Below are 16,012 nucleotides of genomic sequence, written 5' to 3' on the forward strand. Positions count from 1 at the left end.
GCCCTCCGATAGGAAATCGATTTCTCAAGACGGTAGAGTTTCCTTGTTGTGTTGTCAACGCCGCTGACACTCCTGTTCCGCCGATCCGGCGCCGCATCCGCCCGCCGGTTTGAGATGATCGGGGCACCCCAGCGGAGGACGGAGCAAATGGCAACCATCTATGACGTGGCGAAGCGAGCCGGCGTATCGGCGGCGACGGTGTCCCGTGTGGTCAACGGGCTCGCCACGGTGGATGCCGAACTCGCTGCCCGGGTGCACCGCGCCGCCTCAGAACTCGATTACCGGCCCAACGCCGTGGCCCGCAATCTGCGCCGCAGCAAGACAACCCTGTGGGCCGTCATCATCTCCGACATCGGCAACCCGTTCTTCACCTCGATGGTCCGTGGCGTGGAGGATGTCGCTCAGCGGGCGGGCTTCTCGGTGGTGCTGTGCAACAGCGACGAGGACCCGGCAAAGGAAAGCACCTACGTCGCCGCCGCGCTCGCCGAGAAAATGGCGGGCGTCATCATCTCGCCTTCTGGCAACGCGGCCACCGTGAACCGGCTGATCCAGGCACGCATCCCCGTCGTGCTCATCGACCGTGAGCTGCCCGGCGTATCGGCCGACACCGTGCTCGTCGACAACGAGCACGGGGCCGAGACCGCCACGGCACACCTTCTGGACGCTGGCTGCCGCCGCATCGCCTGCATCACCGGCCCGCGCAAGGTTTCCACCGCCATGCGCCGCCTTCGGGGGTACCAGCGAGCGCTCAAGGCACACGGCATCGCCGCCAACACTGACCTCGTGCGGCACGCCGACTTCCGCGAAGAAGGCGGATATGCCGCCATGGCGTCGCTTCTGGACAGTGGTGCCCGGCCCGACGGCGTGTTCGCCACGAACAACCTGATGACGATCGGCGCGGTCGAGTGCTTGGTCGACCGGGGCATCCCGGTGCCCGCCGAGATCGCCGTGGTCGGGTTCGACGACATCCCGTGGGCACATCTCGTGCGGCCATCGCTGAGCACGGTCGCCCAGCCGACCTACGAGCTAGGCCGCACCGCGGCACTCATGCTCAGCGAGCGAATCACGGAACCGTCGCGGGCCACGTCAGCGGTCACGCTGCACACGCAGCTCAAGGTGCGTGACAGTTCCGTGCGCGGTTAGTAGGGCACTCCCGCCTGCAAGATGATGTTGGCGTAGGGCGTGGTCTCCCCGGTCCGCACGATGACCTTGGCGCGAGCGGTGATCTGCTTGAACTCCGTGTGCCCCACGACGTCGGTCTCGAGACCCTGTAGTGCCGTGGCCAGGCCGGAAAGCAGTTCGCTATCTGACGTTTCCTTCTCCGTGACGGCCCGCTCGACGACCAGTTCAGCGAGCACCGCCCGCAGCACGGGCAGGAATCGCGGCTCTCCCTGCGCCCACACGAGATCAATGGTCTCGACCCCGGCCGGGATCGGAAGCCCAGCGTCTGCGATCACGATCAGGTCCGTGTGCCCGGCCGCGGCAATGAGGTGGGCTAGCCGCGGATGCCAGATCCCGTTAGCGCGCATGAAACGCCTCCAGCTCAGTAATCGATTTCCACGACTGAGCTTAACCGGAGTGTCACCATCTGGAAAGGACGCAACCGCAACCGCGTGCCCTCCCCCGCTTCGCGGTGCGGATAGGGACGTTCCAGCAGGTCACACTCCTGGACACCCGCGACAGGGAACGAGACCGTCAGCGTCGCCGCGGCCCGGCCACCGCAAGCCTCGTATAGCCGCACGATCACGTCGCCGGATGCGTCATCGGCCAGCTTCACCGCACTGATGACGACAGCGTCATTGTCCACACTGGCCAATGGCCGCACCTGCGCGCTGCCCGCGACGGTCCGCTCCGGCAAGTTGATCCGGTAACCTTCGCGGACCGCATCGACGATCCCGGCACCGGGCACCAGCGCGTAGCGGAACCGGTGCACCCCTTGGTCGGTTTGCGGGTCAGGAAAACGGGGCGCCCGAAGCAGCGACAGCCGCACGGTCGTCGTCGACGCGGTGCGGGTCACGTCGTGGCCGTAGGTCGAGTCGGTCACCACGGCGGCACCCCAGCCCGGCTCGGTCACGTGCACGAACCGGTGATTGCACGCCTCGAACTTGGCCGCCTCCCAGCTGGTATTGGTGTGCGTCGCCCGGAACACGTGCCCAAACTGTGTCTCTGCGGCGTATTGGTGGGAGTGCACGTCCAGCGGGAAAGCCACCTTGAGGAACTTCTCCCGTTCACGCCAGTCAACCTCAAGCTCAAAGTCCAGCCGCTTGGCACCGGCAGTCAGCGCGACGGTCTGCGCCACCTTCGACGAGCCCACGGAACGCGTCACCCGTACGGACACCTGAGACGGCTCGTCTGACACGACCTCAGCACTGTCCACATTGGCCAGATCGACAACTGTGTTGCGATAGAAGGCGTCCACATCCCAAGCGTCCCAGGCGTTCGGGAAGTCCTGGTGCAGCTGCAACAGGTTCGCGGCGCTGCCCGCCGGGATGGTCTCGCGCTGCGCGGCGACGTCGAAGACGGACGCCACCAAACCTCGGCCGTCAACGGTGATGTCGAGCAGCCCGTTGGACAAACGCCAGCCGCCGTCGGGCAGGACCACAAGCGCACACGCCCCGCAAGCCCGGTCCGCCGCGATACCCCTAGAAGCACGCACGCCGTCGACAACCGCAGCATGCTCATCCATGACGCCACCTCGGCTCCGAGCCGCCACCGGCTGGCCTCCACCGGCCGCGACACCTTGCCGCTCATGGGGTGCGGCGTTGAACACGACCGAACCACCCCGCGCGCCAGCGTGCGCGTGCAGTGCCGGCTCGACACCGCCCGGTGAGCCAGCATGTGCGCCCAACGTCGGCTCGATTCCGTCTGGGCTGCCGGCCAGTGCACGCAACGCCGAGTCGATGATGCCGTTGAGTTCGGCGGCGACGGCAGCGTAGGTCTTTTCCGCTTCACGGTGCACCCAGGCGATCGACGAGCCGGGCAAGATGTCGTGAAACTGGTGCAGCAGCACCGTTTTCCACAACCGGTCGAGCTGCGCATAGGGGTACGGCAGTCCTTTTTGGACCGTTGCCGTCGCCGACCACAACTCAGCTTCGCGCAACAGGTGCTCACAGCGGCGGTTGCCTTGCTTGGTTTTGGCTTGACTGGTCAACGTTCCGCGATGCAGCTCCAGGAACAGCTCACCGACCCACACCGGCGGATTCGTGTACTCGGCCTGCGCCTTGGTGAAGAACGCCGCAGGCGACTCCCACCGCACCATCGGCGAGCCTTCAAGGTCACGCAACCGGGCCGCCCGCGCGATCATCTCGCGCGTCGTTCCGCCGCCACCATCGCCAAATCCCGTGGGCGCGATCGAATGCCGCGCCCTGCCTTTGTCCTTGAAGTTGCGTGCCGCGTGCGCCAGCTCCCGCCCGAGCATCGCGCAGTTGTAGGTGTCGACGGGTGGGAAGTGAGTGAAGATCCTGGTGCCGTCGATGCCTTCCCACAGGAATGTGTGATGCGGGAACTTGTTGACCTGACTCCACGAAATCTTCTGTGTCAGCAGCCACTTCGACCCGGCGGCTTTAATGATCTGCGGCAGGCCCGCGGCGAAGCCAAACGTGTCAGGCAGCCACGCCTCTTCATTGTCGATGCCGAACTCCGAAAGGAAGAACCGTTTGCCGTGCACGAATTGGCGGGCCATCGCCTCGGAGCCGGGCATGTTGGTGTCCGACTCCACCCACATCCCACCCGCGGGCACGAAACGGCCTTCGGCCACGGCGGCTTTCACCTTGGCGTAGACCTCAGGCCGGTGTTCCTTGATCCAGGCGAACTGTTGCGCCTGCGACATCGTGTAGACGAAGTCCGGCTCATCGGCCAGCAACGCGGTCATGTTCGCCGTTGTGCGCGCCACCTTGCGCACGGTTTCGCGCAAGGGCCACAACCACGCCGAGTCGATGTGAGCGTGCCCAACGGCGCTGATGCGGTGAGCCGACGGCTCGGCTGGACTGGCTAGCACGGCAGCGAGTTGCTCGCGTGCTGCCGCCGCCGTGGCGTTGATCGCTTGAAGGTCCAACGTGTCCAGTGCACGTTCGACAGCGCGGGCGATCTCCCAGCGGCGTGCCCCGTCAGCGGGCAGCTCGGCCATCAGTTCACCGAGCACCTCAAGGTCAGCGACCAGATTCCAGACCGTCTCGTCGAAGACGGCGAGGTCCATCTGGGCCAGCCTGTACTGCGGCGCGTCTCCAGCGGTTTCCTTGTCGCCCATAGCGGTCGGCCGGAACAGCGGGAAGTCCAGCACGATCGGGTTGGAGGCCGCCTCGACATGCAGCAGCACCTGTTCTCCGCCGGTTACGGGAGCTCCGATGCGTACCCACTGATTCTTGGGGTGAAGTCCTTTGACCGGCGTGCCGTCTGGCAGGTAAACCAGCCCTTCACACTGGAACCCGGGCATGTGGGTGTTGAAACCCAAGTCCAGCAACGCTTCCACCGTCTTACCGGCCCAATGGGCAGGGACCTCACCCGACACGGTCAGCCAGCTCGTCCCCCACGGCGCACCCCACGCGTCACCGACGCTGACCGGAACACGCTCGGCGGCAAGGCCTTGCGCGACCGTGACCGGTTCGCCCGGTGCGGCCCACATCCCCACCGACAGTGGAACCGTCTGCGGGTAAATCGCCGGGCGGATGCGTTCCTCAAGCACCCGGCGCAGCCGGGCCTCCACCGAAGCACGGTCGTCATGCATGAATGGCGAGATTACACGCTCAGGCGACCGCTGCCTGGGTCGGCGGGAGAACTGACTGCAGTTCAGCCCGGATCGCCGGGGTGAGCACTTCGCCTGCTTGCTTGGTCAGTTTGGCCATTTCGTAGCCGATGACGCCAACGTCGGCATCCTGCCCCGCGAGCGTGGCGAGGATAGAACCGTCGCGGATGGACATCACCAGCAGATAACCGCGGCCCATCTCCACCACGGTCTGGCGGATCTCCTCACCGTCGAAGATGCGTGCCGCGCTCTTCACGACGCTGACGAGCCCCGAGGTCACCGCCGCGAACTGATCGGCGCTATCGCGGGGCAAGTGGTCGGACGCGGCCACGAGCAGCCCGTCGGCGGAAACCACGACAGCGTGCACGACTCCGGCGGTTCGCTCCGTGAATCCGTTGATGAGCCAGTTGAAGTCGTTGGCTGCCTTGCTGATTACCACGGTAATCCCTTTCAGTGGGTCAAAGTGCTGTCTTCTTCTTGCGCACGCCGGACCCCGCTGTAAAGACGGGACAGCATGCCACCGGCCTCGTCCGGCTCGATGTCAGGAAGGGAGCTGGCTGGCGGGGCACTCGCGGGCACCAGCTCGATCGTCACGGACGGCTGCGTGGCACGCACGCGTTTAGGCAACCCCGCGGCGGTCGTGACGACGCTCGCTGGCTGTGCGGTGACCGGGCTGGGTGCCGATGCCTTGCGCTGCGCGGCGGCGTCACGTGACCACCAGATGCTGGGCGCGCCCGGGCGGGCGGGGCCTAGGACATCCTCGGCCCGGATGGCCACGGTTTTACGAGCGGGGGCAACGGTTTCCTCGGCCGTGCCGGATGAGCGCAGCCACTTCGCGGGCTCGGTCTCCTCCACCGGCACGGCCGGTGCGGGCGCGATCAGCCTCGGCGGGATGGCGACGCGGGCCGTGATGCCATCGCTGTGTGACGTGAGCTCAACGTGGATGCCGTGACGCCGGGCCAGGTTACCGACCACGACCAGACCCATGCGTTCGGCGGCGGAGATGTTGATGCTCATCGGCTCGGCCAGCTGCCGGTTCGCCTCGGCGATGATGTCACGCGACATGCCGAAACCGTGGTCGCTGATCAGCAGCTCGGCGCCACCGTCGGCAGTGGACGATCCCTTGACCTCCACCGTGGTTTCCGGCGAGGAGAACGCCGCCGCGTTTTCCAGCAGCTCGGCCGTCAGGTGGACCAGGTCGGTCACCGCGTACCCCACGATGTGGATGGTCTGCATGACATCCTGGCGCACCCGTGGGTACTGCTCGATCTCGGCCGTGGCGGCGAAGACGATGGTGTTGAGCTCAACGGCCTGGTTCCACCGGCGGCTGGAATCGCTGCCCGCGAGCACGAGCAGGTTTTCGTCGTTGCGCCGCATGCGGGTGGCGAGGTGGTCAAGGCGGAACAGGTTCGCCAGCTGATCGGGGTCGGTCTCCCCCGCTTCCATCGTGTCCAGCAGCCGGAGCTGACGCTCGACCAGGGCCTGGCTACGGCGGGCGAGCTTGACGAAGATTTCGTTGAGGGTGTGCCGCATGATGGCTTGCTCAACCGCGAGTCGCACCGCGCTGCGGTGCACGGCGGTGAACGCGTCAGCGACTTCGCCGATCTCGTCTCGCGTGCCGACCGCAATTGGGTCCACCCGGTAGGGCGGTGCTTTGCCCGACGAGTGGCTCAGCTGTTCAATCATTTGCGGCAGCTTCTGCTGGGCCACTTCCAGCGCTTGCTTACGCAGCAGGCGCAGCGTCCGGGCGATCGTCCGGCCCACGACGGCCGACACCGACACGGCCGCGAGCAGCAACGCGAGCGTGGCCACGATCCCGAGGTGCGTGTTGTGCCATTGGCTGACGCTGGCGTCCGCGACCGCTTGTGCCGCAGTGGAAATCAGGTTCTCTTCGACAGCACGGATGAGCTCAAGCTCAGTCGTGCTGGCCAGCCACCACTGCTGCGCGTCGACGCCCAGCTCGGTGACGGCGGAGTTGCCGATAACGGTCTGCCTTAGCCGGCCGGCATTACGCACAGCCTGTCCCGTGACCGTGTCGTCAAAGCGGGCCAGTTGCTCCACGCTCGCCTCGCGGCGGAATCGTTCGGTGGCGGCTTGCTGCTGCGCCCGCACGTCGACGACATCTTCGAATTCGCCCGGCTCGAACCCTGCGGCGCTGCACACGATGAACAGGCGGCCACGGATCTGCGCCGTCAGCTCTTTGACCAGTGCGAGACTGGTCAGCCCGCGCACGGTCTGGCCCAGCGCCGGGTCACCGGCGACATCGGCGGGCACGGGCAGCAGGGCATGCAGGCTGGCGATCGTGCGGGTGTACATGTCAAAGGCGGCCTGACGGCGCAGCCAGCCCTTGGCGGCACCATCACGGATGTGGCCAAGCTCGGCGAGCTGAGCCGTGGCCAGGGCATAAGCCTTGGCCTGCACGCTGTCGTTGGTCAGCTGCGCCTCAACTTGCTGGAGCGCCTCCTGTGCCCGGTCCACAGCGGTCCAATCAGGAGCCAGGCTGGCCGTGTCACGCGAACCACCCGGCATACCGAGTGTGGCGAGCATGCCCGCTGTGCGGTCACGCTCGCGCTGAAGCTCATGTATCAGCGCGGTGATCTGGCGGGCCGTGGCCACACGCTGGGCGAACTTGTCCAGATCGGACGCTGTGCCGACGGCGGTGGTGATCTGCACCCCGGCGACAACCAGGAACGCCAGCAGCGGGATGAGCACGACTGTGGCCAGTTTGCGGCGCATCCGCCAGTCACGCGGTCTCAGCACCGAGGGCCTGCGGTGCGACGCGATGGCGAATCGCTCTGGTTGACGCCTGCTAGTCATGCGATCTTCACCTTGCTCCGCTGCAATGATGGCGGCAAATATTTACCTCAGCGGACATAGTTGCCTGATACATCTAACAGGTAGCAAGAATGTTGCAGCAACCCAGTCCCGGGTAGCAAATCCGTAAACCCTCCTTTAACGACAGTAGGGGGTTGAAACTCCTGACCCGACACGAAAAGATACATCGGTGCCGCAGAGGGGAGCGACGCATATCTCGCTTTTAACACTGGATATGGAGACATTCCGCAGTGGCTCTCAAACGTCTGGCCTGCGGCCTGACATCGATAGGCATCTTAGCGACCGGTTGCACCGCGCTGCCCGCACCACCGCAAACGCTCGTTATTGGCATTCTTACCGCATCGGAGGAAGGCTCAGCTTTAAGCGAACAAGCCGAGCAAGGCGCGCAGTTAGCCATCGAGATAGTTAACGATGCACATCCGGACATACCCGTACCTCTGGCGCCCGAGTTAGGACTGCCCCGCCTCAACGGGTCGAAGCTGAAGCTGGTCAGCCGCAACACGACCGGCAAGGCGGAACTGGCCTCAGCGCAAGCCGCGGAACTCGTCGCCGACAAGCACGCCACCGCACTGGTGGTGGCCGGTCCAGCCGAGGTCGCCGCGTCCGCCGCCAGCGAGGCGCAGCGATTACGGGTTCCATTAATCGATGCATATAACACTGACGATTATCTTACGGAACTCGGGATCGAGTGGTACTTCAGGGCCGCGCCCATGGACCGCCTGCTCGCCGAGGACGCGTTTTCCCTGTTGCGCAGTTACCCGGCGGCGAGTCCGCCGTCGATCGCGATCGTCACCGAAGCTGGCACGCAAACCACGCACCTCAAGGAGGTCGCTGCCCGCAGCGGCAGCAAAGTGTTGCTGCAGCATGAGATTTCGCCGAAGGCCACAGACACGGATGCCCTCAGCTCGCGTCTGACCGCCACCCCCTCGGCCATCTACGCCTGGGCACACACCGCCGGCGGGGCCGAAGCCATCAGCCGTGCGGCGGCCGGTGTTCCCGGATCGCCACCGCTCATCGGGCTAGGACCGGGCTTTCGCACCGCCGCCAAGCCCGCCGCCGCCCAAGTGGTGATGCGTGCCGTGCCCTGGTCGGCCGAGCTCGCCCAGCGCAGCCCGGCGGCCAAAGCCGTGATGGAGCTTTACGAAAAGCGGTTCGGCCAGCCCATGGGCGAAGTCGCCGCGGCCTCGTTCACGGCGGCCATCACCCTGGCGGCCGGCATCAACGCCGCCGGGTCCGGTGATCCGTCAGCGATCCGGTCGGCACTGCGGCAGACGTCACTGCCGCCCACCCAAATGATCATGCCGTGGAACGGGCTCCTCTTTGGACCCGACGGGCAGAACCAGCTCGCCGGCGCGGTCATCGAAGCGTGGGCCGGCAAGAGCTTCCGCGTCGTCTACCCGGCCGAAGTCGCGTCGGGACCTGTGCCGTGGGGCAAGTCATGAGCTTGCTGTTGCGAAACGTGACACTGCCCGAGGGTAATCAGGCCGACGTGCTGCTCGATGGTGCGCTCATTTCACGGATAGGACAGGGCATCCAGGGTGGCCGCGTGCTCGATCTGAGCGGATACCTGCTCCTGCCCTCGCTTGCCGAACCGCACGCCCACTTGGACAAGGCGTTCACCGCTGACCTGGTCCCCAACCCGTCGGGCGATCTGGGCGGGGCTATCAAAGGCTGGATAGAGCACCGGACCGGGCTGACCGTCGAGGACATCTACGGCCGGGCGATGTCAGCGGTCCGCAAGTATGTCGCCCACGGCGTCACCACCCTGCGCACACACGTCGACATTGGACCCGGCCTTGGCCTGCGCGCACTGGAGGCCATTAGCGCCGTGCGGGCCAGTGTCGCGGCCGTCTGCGAGATCCAGATCGTCGCCTTCAGCGCGACACCACTATCGGGTGCGGCTGGTGCGGCCAACCGCGATTTGCTCGCGCAAGCGCTCGCGGAGGGCGCCGATGTCGCGGGAGCGTGCCCAGGCCTGGATCCCGATCCCCGCAAGGCGATTGACCTGTGCCTGGATATCGCGGCGGGCCACGGCAAGCCGGTCGACATGCACATCGACGAGTGGCTCCATGTCGAACCGTCCACAATGGAGCTTCTCGCCGACGCGGTCATCGCCACCGGTTTCGAACACGGCGTGACCGCCAGCCACTGCGTCAGCCTCGGCATGCTGCCGGCGGAGCACGCGCTTCGAGTCAGCCGAAAAGCCGCCGCGGCACGCCTTTCCGTCATCTGCCTGCCGCAGACCAACCTCTATCTGCAAGGCAGGGACCACGCCACCGCGACACCACGTGGCCTGACCGCGGTCAAAGCTCTGCGCGAGGCCGGAGTCAACATCGCGGCCGGCGCGGACAACATGCAAGACCCGTTCAACCTCCTGGGCCGCGGCGATCCGCTGGAGACCGCCGCGCTGCTCATGGCAGCCGCTCACCAGAGTGCGGCCCAAGCGCTCGCTTCGGTCACTGACTGCGCACGCCAGGCACTCGGACTGCCCGTGCCGGGCATCGCGGCCGGTGCGCGCGCGGATTTGCTTGCCATCAAAGCGGGATCAGTGCGCGAGGCGATCGCCTCCGCTGACACCAACCGGGTGGTGATTCGTGCGGGCCGGCTGGTGGCACGCACGGACACGAGGCATGACCTCGCCGACGAACTCACAGATAAAGGAGATGGCCATCTTGGCCGGCACTGAACGAATAGCTTTACGCATCACCGACTTATGCGTCCAGTACGCCACGGGGACACTCGCTTTGAGCAATGTGTCGCTGACATTGCGGCAGGGCGAATTCGTGGCCGTCGTTGGACCTTCCGGCTGTGGCAAGAGCTCCATGCTCCGGGTCGCGGCCGGCCTGCTGGCCGCGAGCCAGGGCTCAGCGACCCGCAGCACCGAACACGTCGGCTTCGTCTTTCAGGACCCGACCCTGCTGCCCTGGCGCACCGTGCGGGGCAACGTCGAATTGTCAGGCGAATTGCGGGGTACTCGCCGGGCCGAACGCAAAGCCAAGGCGGCCGAAGCCATCGGCAAGGTCGGCCTGAGCGACGTCGCCGGGCAACGCCCGGGCACGCTGTCTGGCGGCATGCGCATGCGGGTCTCCTTGGCCCGCACGCTGGCCAGTCAGCCGGAGCTGATGCTGCTTGACGAACCGTTCGCGGCTGTTGACGAGATCACGCGCGGGCGGCTTTGCGATGACCTGCAACGGCTTTTCGTCGCCGACAAGTTCGCCGCGTTGTTCGTGACCCACTCGATCGCTGAAGCGGTCTTCCTGGCCAGCCGGGTGCTTGTGCTGTCGGACCGTCCGGGCCGCCTCATCGGGGAAGTGCCGGTGCCGCTGCCCTATCCCCGGTCGCCTCAGGTGCGCTTCACGTCTGAGTTCACCGAGCTGACCGCCCAGGTGTCCACTTTGCTCACCGACGGCGAGAAACCTTTGCGCGCCAAGAAAAAGAAGGCGAGAGAGACCGCAGCATGAAATCGCGTCTAGCCGCCATCCTGCCGCCCTTAGCCGTGCTGACCGCCGCGATCGGCATCTGGTATCTGGCCAGCAACGTCCTGATCAGTGAAGACCGGCGGTTCCTGCTGCCGTCGCCCGACGCCGTGGTTCAGATCGCCTTCCTCGATCCGGCCAACCTCAGCGAGCTGCTCGCCGGGCTAGCCCTGTCGGCCCAAGTCGCCATGGTGGGACTGGGCCTCGCCATCGTCATCGGCCTCGCCCTGGCGATCCTGATGAGCCAGGCACGCTGGCTGGAACGATCGCTTTTCCCCTATGCCGTTGTCCTGCAAACCATCCCGATTCTCGCCTTGGTCCCTTTGTTCGGGTACTGGTTCGGCTTCGGGTTTGAAAGCCGGGTGCTGACGTGTGTGCTCATCGCCTTGTTCCCCATCGTCGCCAACACCCTTTTCGGCTTGCGGTCGGTCGACCGTTCCCTGCACGACCTTTTCACCCTGCACTCCGCTGGCCGCCTCACCCGCTTGTTCAAACTTCAGCTGCCCGCCGCCCTGCCCGCGATCTTCACGGGACTGCGGATCTCGGCCGGAGCGTCCGTCATCGGCGCCATCGTCGGTGACTTCTTCTTCCAGCAGGGCCCTTCGGGCATAGGCCAGCTCATCTATGTGTATCCCCGGCGTCTTGAGTCGGAGATGCTCTTCGGCGCGGTCATTCTCGCGTCACTGTTCGGGCTCGCCGTCTTCTGGCTGTTCGGTGTCTTGTCGCGCCGTGTCACAGCCTGGCACGAGTCACAGCAACGTCCCGAATCCCCACCTCTACCCGCGAATGTCTAAAGGAGACACATGAGGTACAAACCCCTGTTGTCAGCCGTGCTAGCGAGCACGCTGCTGGCTAGCGGCTGCCAGGCCGCACCCACGACTTCGAATGTGGGCCCAAGCCTGACCCCGGGCAGTGGGCCACTCGACCTCGCCGCCGTGTGCCCCGGCACGATCGTCGTGCAGGCGGCATGGACGCCAGAGGCCGAACACGGAGCCCTCTACCACCTGCTCGGTCAGACCTACACCGTTGACGCCGCTACTAAGAAGGTCAGCGGACCGCTTGTGGCACAAGGTAAAGCGACTGGTGTAAACATTGAGATCCGGGCGGGTGGCCCGGCGATTGGTTTCCAGAACGCCGGCGCGCAAATGTATGCCGACCCGTCCATCATGCTGGGGCAAGTGGCGACCGATGACGCCATTGGCTTGTCGGCCAAGCAACCGGTCATCGCCGTGGCGGCACCGTTTGATATCGCGCCTTACATGGTGATGTGGGATCCGGCGGCCAACCCGTCGTTCAACTCCGTGGTGGACATCGGAAAGACCAACACCAAGGTGCTGTACTTCAACGGCGCCACCTACATGGACTATCTGCTTGGCTCGGGCATCCTCAAGCGCAGCCAGGTCGACGGGTCCTACGACGGCAGCCCGACACGGTTCCTCGCCGAGCAGGGCAAGATCGCTCAGCAGGGCTTCGCGACCAACGAGCCGTTCATCTATGAAAAAGCGTTGCCACAGTGGAAGAAGCCGGTCAAGTTCCAGCTCGTGCACGACACCGGCTACCCGATCTACCCTGAGGCGATCGTTGTCCGTGCGGACAAGAAGGCCGAGCACTCGGCGTGCCTGAAGAAGCTGGTGCCGATCATTCAGCGGTCCCAGGTCGAGTTCGCTAAAGACCCCAGCACTTCCAACGAACTGATCGTCAAGCTCAACGAGGAGTACAAGGGCTTCCCCTACTCCAAGGAGCAGGCGGCCTACAGCGTCGCGCAGCAGCTGAAGCTCAAAATCGTCGGCAACGGCGCCAACGCCACCCTCGGCGATTTCGACATCGACCGGATCAAGCAGGTCATCAGCATCGTGACCCCGATCTACAGCAGCCAGCGCAAGGAAATCAAGACTGGCATCGTGCCGCTGGATCTCGTGACCAATGAGTTCATTGACCCGACGGTCAGCCTGAACTGATGCACGCACCTAACCTGGCGCGGATAGCTGCCAGTGCGAGCCGCCGGGCACCCAGCCCGGCGGCCGCCGCCGCTCTTGCCACCGCACTCACCGCCGCACTCGGCCCCGGCCGGGTGTCCACTTCGGAGTCTGCCCGCCGGGCCGCCTCCACCGACTATTCCCACATGTCGCCACTGCTGCCCGGGGTGCTTCCACAACGGACCGCCGACATCGTCGTGCGCCCACGGGACAACAGCGAATTGACCGAGGCGATGCGGCTGGCGCACGCGCACGAAACGCCGATCGTCGCGCGCGGGCGCGGCACCGGAAACTACGGCCAGGCGGTGCCCTTGGCCGCAGGGCTGGTACTCGACCTGACCGCCCTAGACGCCATCACCGAAACCGGAACCGGCTGGATGCACGCGCAGGCGGGAGCGACTTTCGTCGCCCTGGAAGCCGCCGCGCGGCAGACCGGCCAGGAGATCCTGATGATGCCCACCACCATCGGCAGCACCATTGGCGGTTTCCTCGCCGGCGGCGCGGGTGGCATCGGCTCCATCGAGCACGGCTGGCTGTGGAACGGCTTCGTCATCGCCCTCGACGTCGTGGCCTGCCCACCCGGGACGGCACCGCTAGCCTTGCGGGGACAGCAATGCCTGCCTTACTTGCACGCCTACGGTGTCACCGGCGTTATCGCCGCCGCGACCATCAAACTGGCACCGGCCCGTGAACGGAAGGCCATTCTCGCCTCCTTTCCGGCCGAGGCTGGCGACGCCGCCGTCCAAGCTGGGCTGTCCCTCATGCGGCAAGACCCACCGCCACGGCTGGTCTCCATCGACGAACCCGGGATCGTGGCGACCTATCCGGCCGACGGTGCCATGCCACCGGGCAGGCACAGCCTTCGAGCCATCGTCGATGCTTCCACATTGGACACCGTGCTCGCGGTGATCACCGGGCACGGAGGCTGGGTCGAGTCGACCCCCGAAGACGCCGAGTCCTACCTGAGCACCCTGGCGTTCAATCACGTGACGTTACGGGCGCGTAAAGCCCGGCCCGAGCTGTGCCACCTTCAGGTCGGCGGCCCGGCACTGGTCACCCATGCCGCACAGATCCGCGACGCACTGCCGGGCGCTCTGCTGCATCTTGACGGTGGCCCGGGCGGACAGTTCGCGGGACTGCTCCTGTCAGAATTCCGGGACGCCGACACCCTCTACAAAGGCATCACGAGGCTCGAAGAGCTCGGTGTGCACGTGGTCGACCCGCACACCTGGCTGCTGGGCGGGCCGGCGCTCGACGGCATTCGCGCGACCGCCGCTGTAAACGACGCCCACGGGCTGCTCAACCCCGGCAGGTTCCCGGCATGATGGTGCAACCTAGCCGCCCTCTCGCCAGTGTGGACCTGCATGAGCACGACCGACTTCACCGGGTTCTATCACGCCCACTTCACCGCCACCGTGACCTTGGTGTACTCGCTGACCTCAGATGCCGGCGAGGCACAGGACGTCGCGCAGGAGGCGTTCGCGCGGGCATGGCAGCGGTGGGGTCAACTGTCCACTTACGACAATCCGCTGGCGTGGGTGCGGCGGGTGTCGGTCAACCTGGCCCGGTCCCGGTGGCGGCGTCTGGTGACCGCGCGTTCGTTCCTGGACCGTCAGCGCGAGGAATACGCCGAGGAACTCAGCCCTGATCACGTCGCCGTCGTGGCCGCGCTACGGAAGCTGCCGCAGCGCCAGCGGGAAGCCGTCGTGTTGCACCATCTGGCCGACCTGCCGATCGACGAGGTGGCGCACATCCTCGACGCTCCTATGGGGACGGTGAAGTCCTGGCTGCACCGGGGACGGTCCGCGCTGGTGACGGAGCTGGCCATCGACCTGCCCGGCATCGTGGTTCCACCCGCGGAGAGGATCACCGAACGCGGGCGTAAGCGGCAGCGGAGGCAGAACGTGCAGCTGGCGACCGTGATCACGGCGGTCGCGGCGATCCTGATCACGGCCGGGCTGGTGAGCCGCGGACAGGCTCCCCCACTGCTTCCCCAGCCGAGCCTGTCGCCCTCGGTTAGTGCTTCCCCAGTACCAACTGATCATCGATGGAGTGCCGCGCAGCTGCCAGCTCCAGACGGTCTTCAGGGTTATGCCTCGGTTTCTGGCGTTGACCCCAGTGGCCGCTACATCATCGGCCACATCAATGAGGTCGCCGTGCTCTGGGACAACCTCGTGCCCGTGATGCTGCCACCGGCCACGGCCGGCCTTCGGCAGATCGTGCCGCACGCGGTGAACGTCCACGGAGTGGTTGTCGGCACGGGCGAACGGCAGGGCGGCAAGGAGGGCAACGTCTCGTGGGTCTATCGCGACGGCAAGACAACAGTGCTAGCGAAGCCTCCCGCGGACGAACGCTACGAAGCGCTGGCCATCAACGCACATGGCGACATCTTGGGCAGTGCCCCCAACACCGGGGTGCTGCGATGGAAAGCCACCAGCCCGGGCACGGTCGCGCCGCAACCGGGACTGGGCAACGTATCCGAGATCGCTGACGACGGCACGATCGCGGGCGGAACCGGTGATGGTGACCAGCCGGGTCTGCTTACCCCGCAAGGGTTCCAGCAGCTCGCGCAGCGGCCAGGAAAGCCAGGCGGCAAGGTGTTTAGCCTGTGCGGTGACTGGGCAGGCGGATGGGTGCCAGGCGATAGCGGCGGTGCGACAGCCGCGGCCCGCTGGAACCTGCGCACCGGGGAGTTGCGGTTCTTCTCTGACTACCGGGCGCCGGTTCTCGATATCGCTTGCGACGGCAGCTTTGTCATCAGCTACGCCGGTGCGGTGCTGGTCAACAGCGACGGCCGGCAAGTCGCGCTGCCGTCCTTGCCGGGAACCACTTTCCCGGCGACGCAGGCGGTGGGAATCAGCGCCGACGGCAAAATTATCGTTGGGGCGCTTCGCAATGCCGGGTCGTGGCAGGTTCCCGTCGTGTGGCGGCGCACCTGATCGCGGCGCGCCGCCACACGGTGGCTAACTCGACAGTGTGCTGCA

General features: G+C 66.0%; 12 protein-coding genes. 8 read left to right on the forward strand and 4 right to left on the reverse strand.

Annotated features, from left to right (window positions below):
* Positions 1-147: 147 nt before the first annotated feature.
* Positions 148-1,143, forward strand: a complete 996-nt coding sequence (locus tag A3E1_RS0126380) for a LacI family DNA-binding transcriptional regulator (RefSeq protein WP_020523792.1) — start codon at positions 148-150, stop codon at positions 1,141-1,143.
* Here A3E1_RS0126380 and rbsD read toward each other — a convergent pair.
* The 4 genes from rbsD to A3E1_RS42155 are packed head-to-tail and all read right to left on the reverse strand — an operon-like array spanning position 1,140 to position 7,558.
* Positions 1,140-1,529, reverse strand: coding sequence for a D-ribose pyranase (rbsD, locus tag A3E1_RS0126385; protein WP_020523793.1), 390 nt, complete (start codon positions 1,527-1,529; stop codon positions 1,140-1,142). The two genes, A3E1_RS0126380 and rbsD, sit on opposite strands and share 4 nt — an antisense overlap.
* Before the next feature lie 14 nt (positions 1,530-1,543).
* The gene (locus A3E1_RS0126390) at positions 1,544-4,723 is read right to left on the reverse strand and encodes an alpha-mannosidase (RefSeq protein ID WP_020523794.1); all 3,180 of its coding nucleotides are present in this window, start codon (positions 4,721-4,723) and stop codon (positions 1,544-1,546) included.
* A gap of 19 nt (positions 4,724-4,742) precedes the next feature.
* Complete coding sequence (locus tag A3E1_RS0126395; protein ID WP_020523795.1) at positions 4,743-5,180, reverse strand: roadblock/LC7 domain-containing protein; 438 nt, start codon at positions 5,178-5,180, stop codon at positions 4,743-4,745.
* Between the two features lie 11 nt (positions 5,181-5,191).
* Positions 5,192-7,558: a sensor histidine kinase gene (locus A3E1_RS42155; protein ID WP_083929649.1), complete on the reverse strand. Its 2,367-nt coding sequence runs from the start codon at positions 7,556-7,558 to the stop codon at positions 5,192-5,194.
* A 248-nt stretch (positions 7,559-7,806) separates the two neighbouring features.
* On the opposite strand from A3E1_RS42155, the gene A3E1_RS0126405 reads away from it, so the two are divergent.
* The 7 genes from A3E1_RS0126405 to A3E1_RS45725 are packed head-to-tail and all read left to right on the forward strand — an operon-like array spanning position 7,807 to position 15,967.
* Positions 7,807-9,018 (forward strand): ABC transporter substrate-binding protein, encoded by a 1,212-nt coding sequence (locus A3E1_RS0126405; RefSeq protein ID WP_020523796.1) that lies wholly within the window; start codon positions 7,807-7,809, stop codon positions 9,016-9,018.
* Entirely contained in the window at positions 9,015-10,262 is a 1,248-nt protein-coding gene (locus A3E1_RS42160; RefSeq protein ID WP_020523797.1) for an amidohydrolase family protein, read from the forward strand. The genes A3E1_RS0126405 and A3E1_RS42160 overlap by 4 nt, the downstream gene beginning before the upstream one ends.
* The gene (locus A3E1_RS42165; RefSeq protein WP_020523798.1) at positions 10,240-11,037 is read left to right on the forward strand and encodes an ABC transporter ATP-binding protein; all 798 of its coding nucleotides are present in this window, start codon (positions 10,240-10,242) and stop codon (positions 11,035-11,037) included. Before A3E1_RS42160 ends, A3E1_RS42165 begins: the two co-directional genes overlap by 23 nt.
* Positions 11,034-11,846 carry an ABC transporter permease gene (locus tag A3E1_RS0126420; RefSeq protein ID WP_020523799.1) on the forward strand — a complete coding sequence of 271 codons (813 nt, stop codon included), beginning with the start codon at positions 11,034-11,036 and terminating at the stop codon, positions 11,844-11,846. The genes A3E1_RS42165 and A3E1_RS0126420 overlap by 4 nt, the downstream gene beginning before the upstream one ends.
* A gap of 9 nt (positions 11,847-11,855) precedes the next feature.
* Complete coding sequence (locus A3E1_RS0126425) at positions 11,856-13,010, forward strand: substrate-binding domain-containing protein (RefSeq protein ID WP_020523800.1); 1,155 nt, start codon at positions 11,856-11,858, stop codon at positions 13,008-13,010.
* On the forward strand, positions 13,010-14,353 hold the full coding sequence (locus A3E1_RS0126430) for an FAD-binding oxidoreductase (protein WP_020523801.1): 1,344 nt from the start codon (positions 13,010-13,012) through the stop codon (positions 14,351-14,353). Before A3E1_RS0126425 ends, A3E1_RS0126430 begins: the two co-directional genes overlap by 1 nt.
* Before the next feature lie 39 nt (positions 14,354-14,392).
* Positions 14,393-15,967 carry a SigE family RNA polymerase sigma factor gene (locus tag A3E1_RS45725; protein ID WP_020523802.1) on the forward strand — a complete coding sequence of 525 codons (1,575 nt, stop codon included), beginning with the start codon at positions 14,393-14,395 and terminating at the stop codon, positions 15,965-15,967.
* The last annotated feature ends 45 nt before the right edge of the window (positions 15,968-16,012 follow it).

This window comes from Catelliglobosispora koreensis DSM 44566, assembly GCF_000379685.1.
GTDB classification, from domain to species: domain Bacteria; phylum Actinomycetota; class Actinomycetes; order Mycobacteriales; family Micromonosporaceae; genus Catelliglobosispora; species Catelliglobosispora koreensis.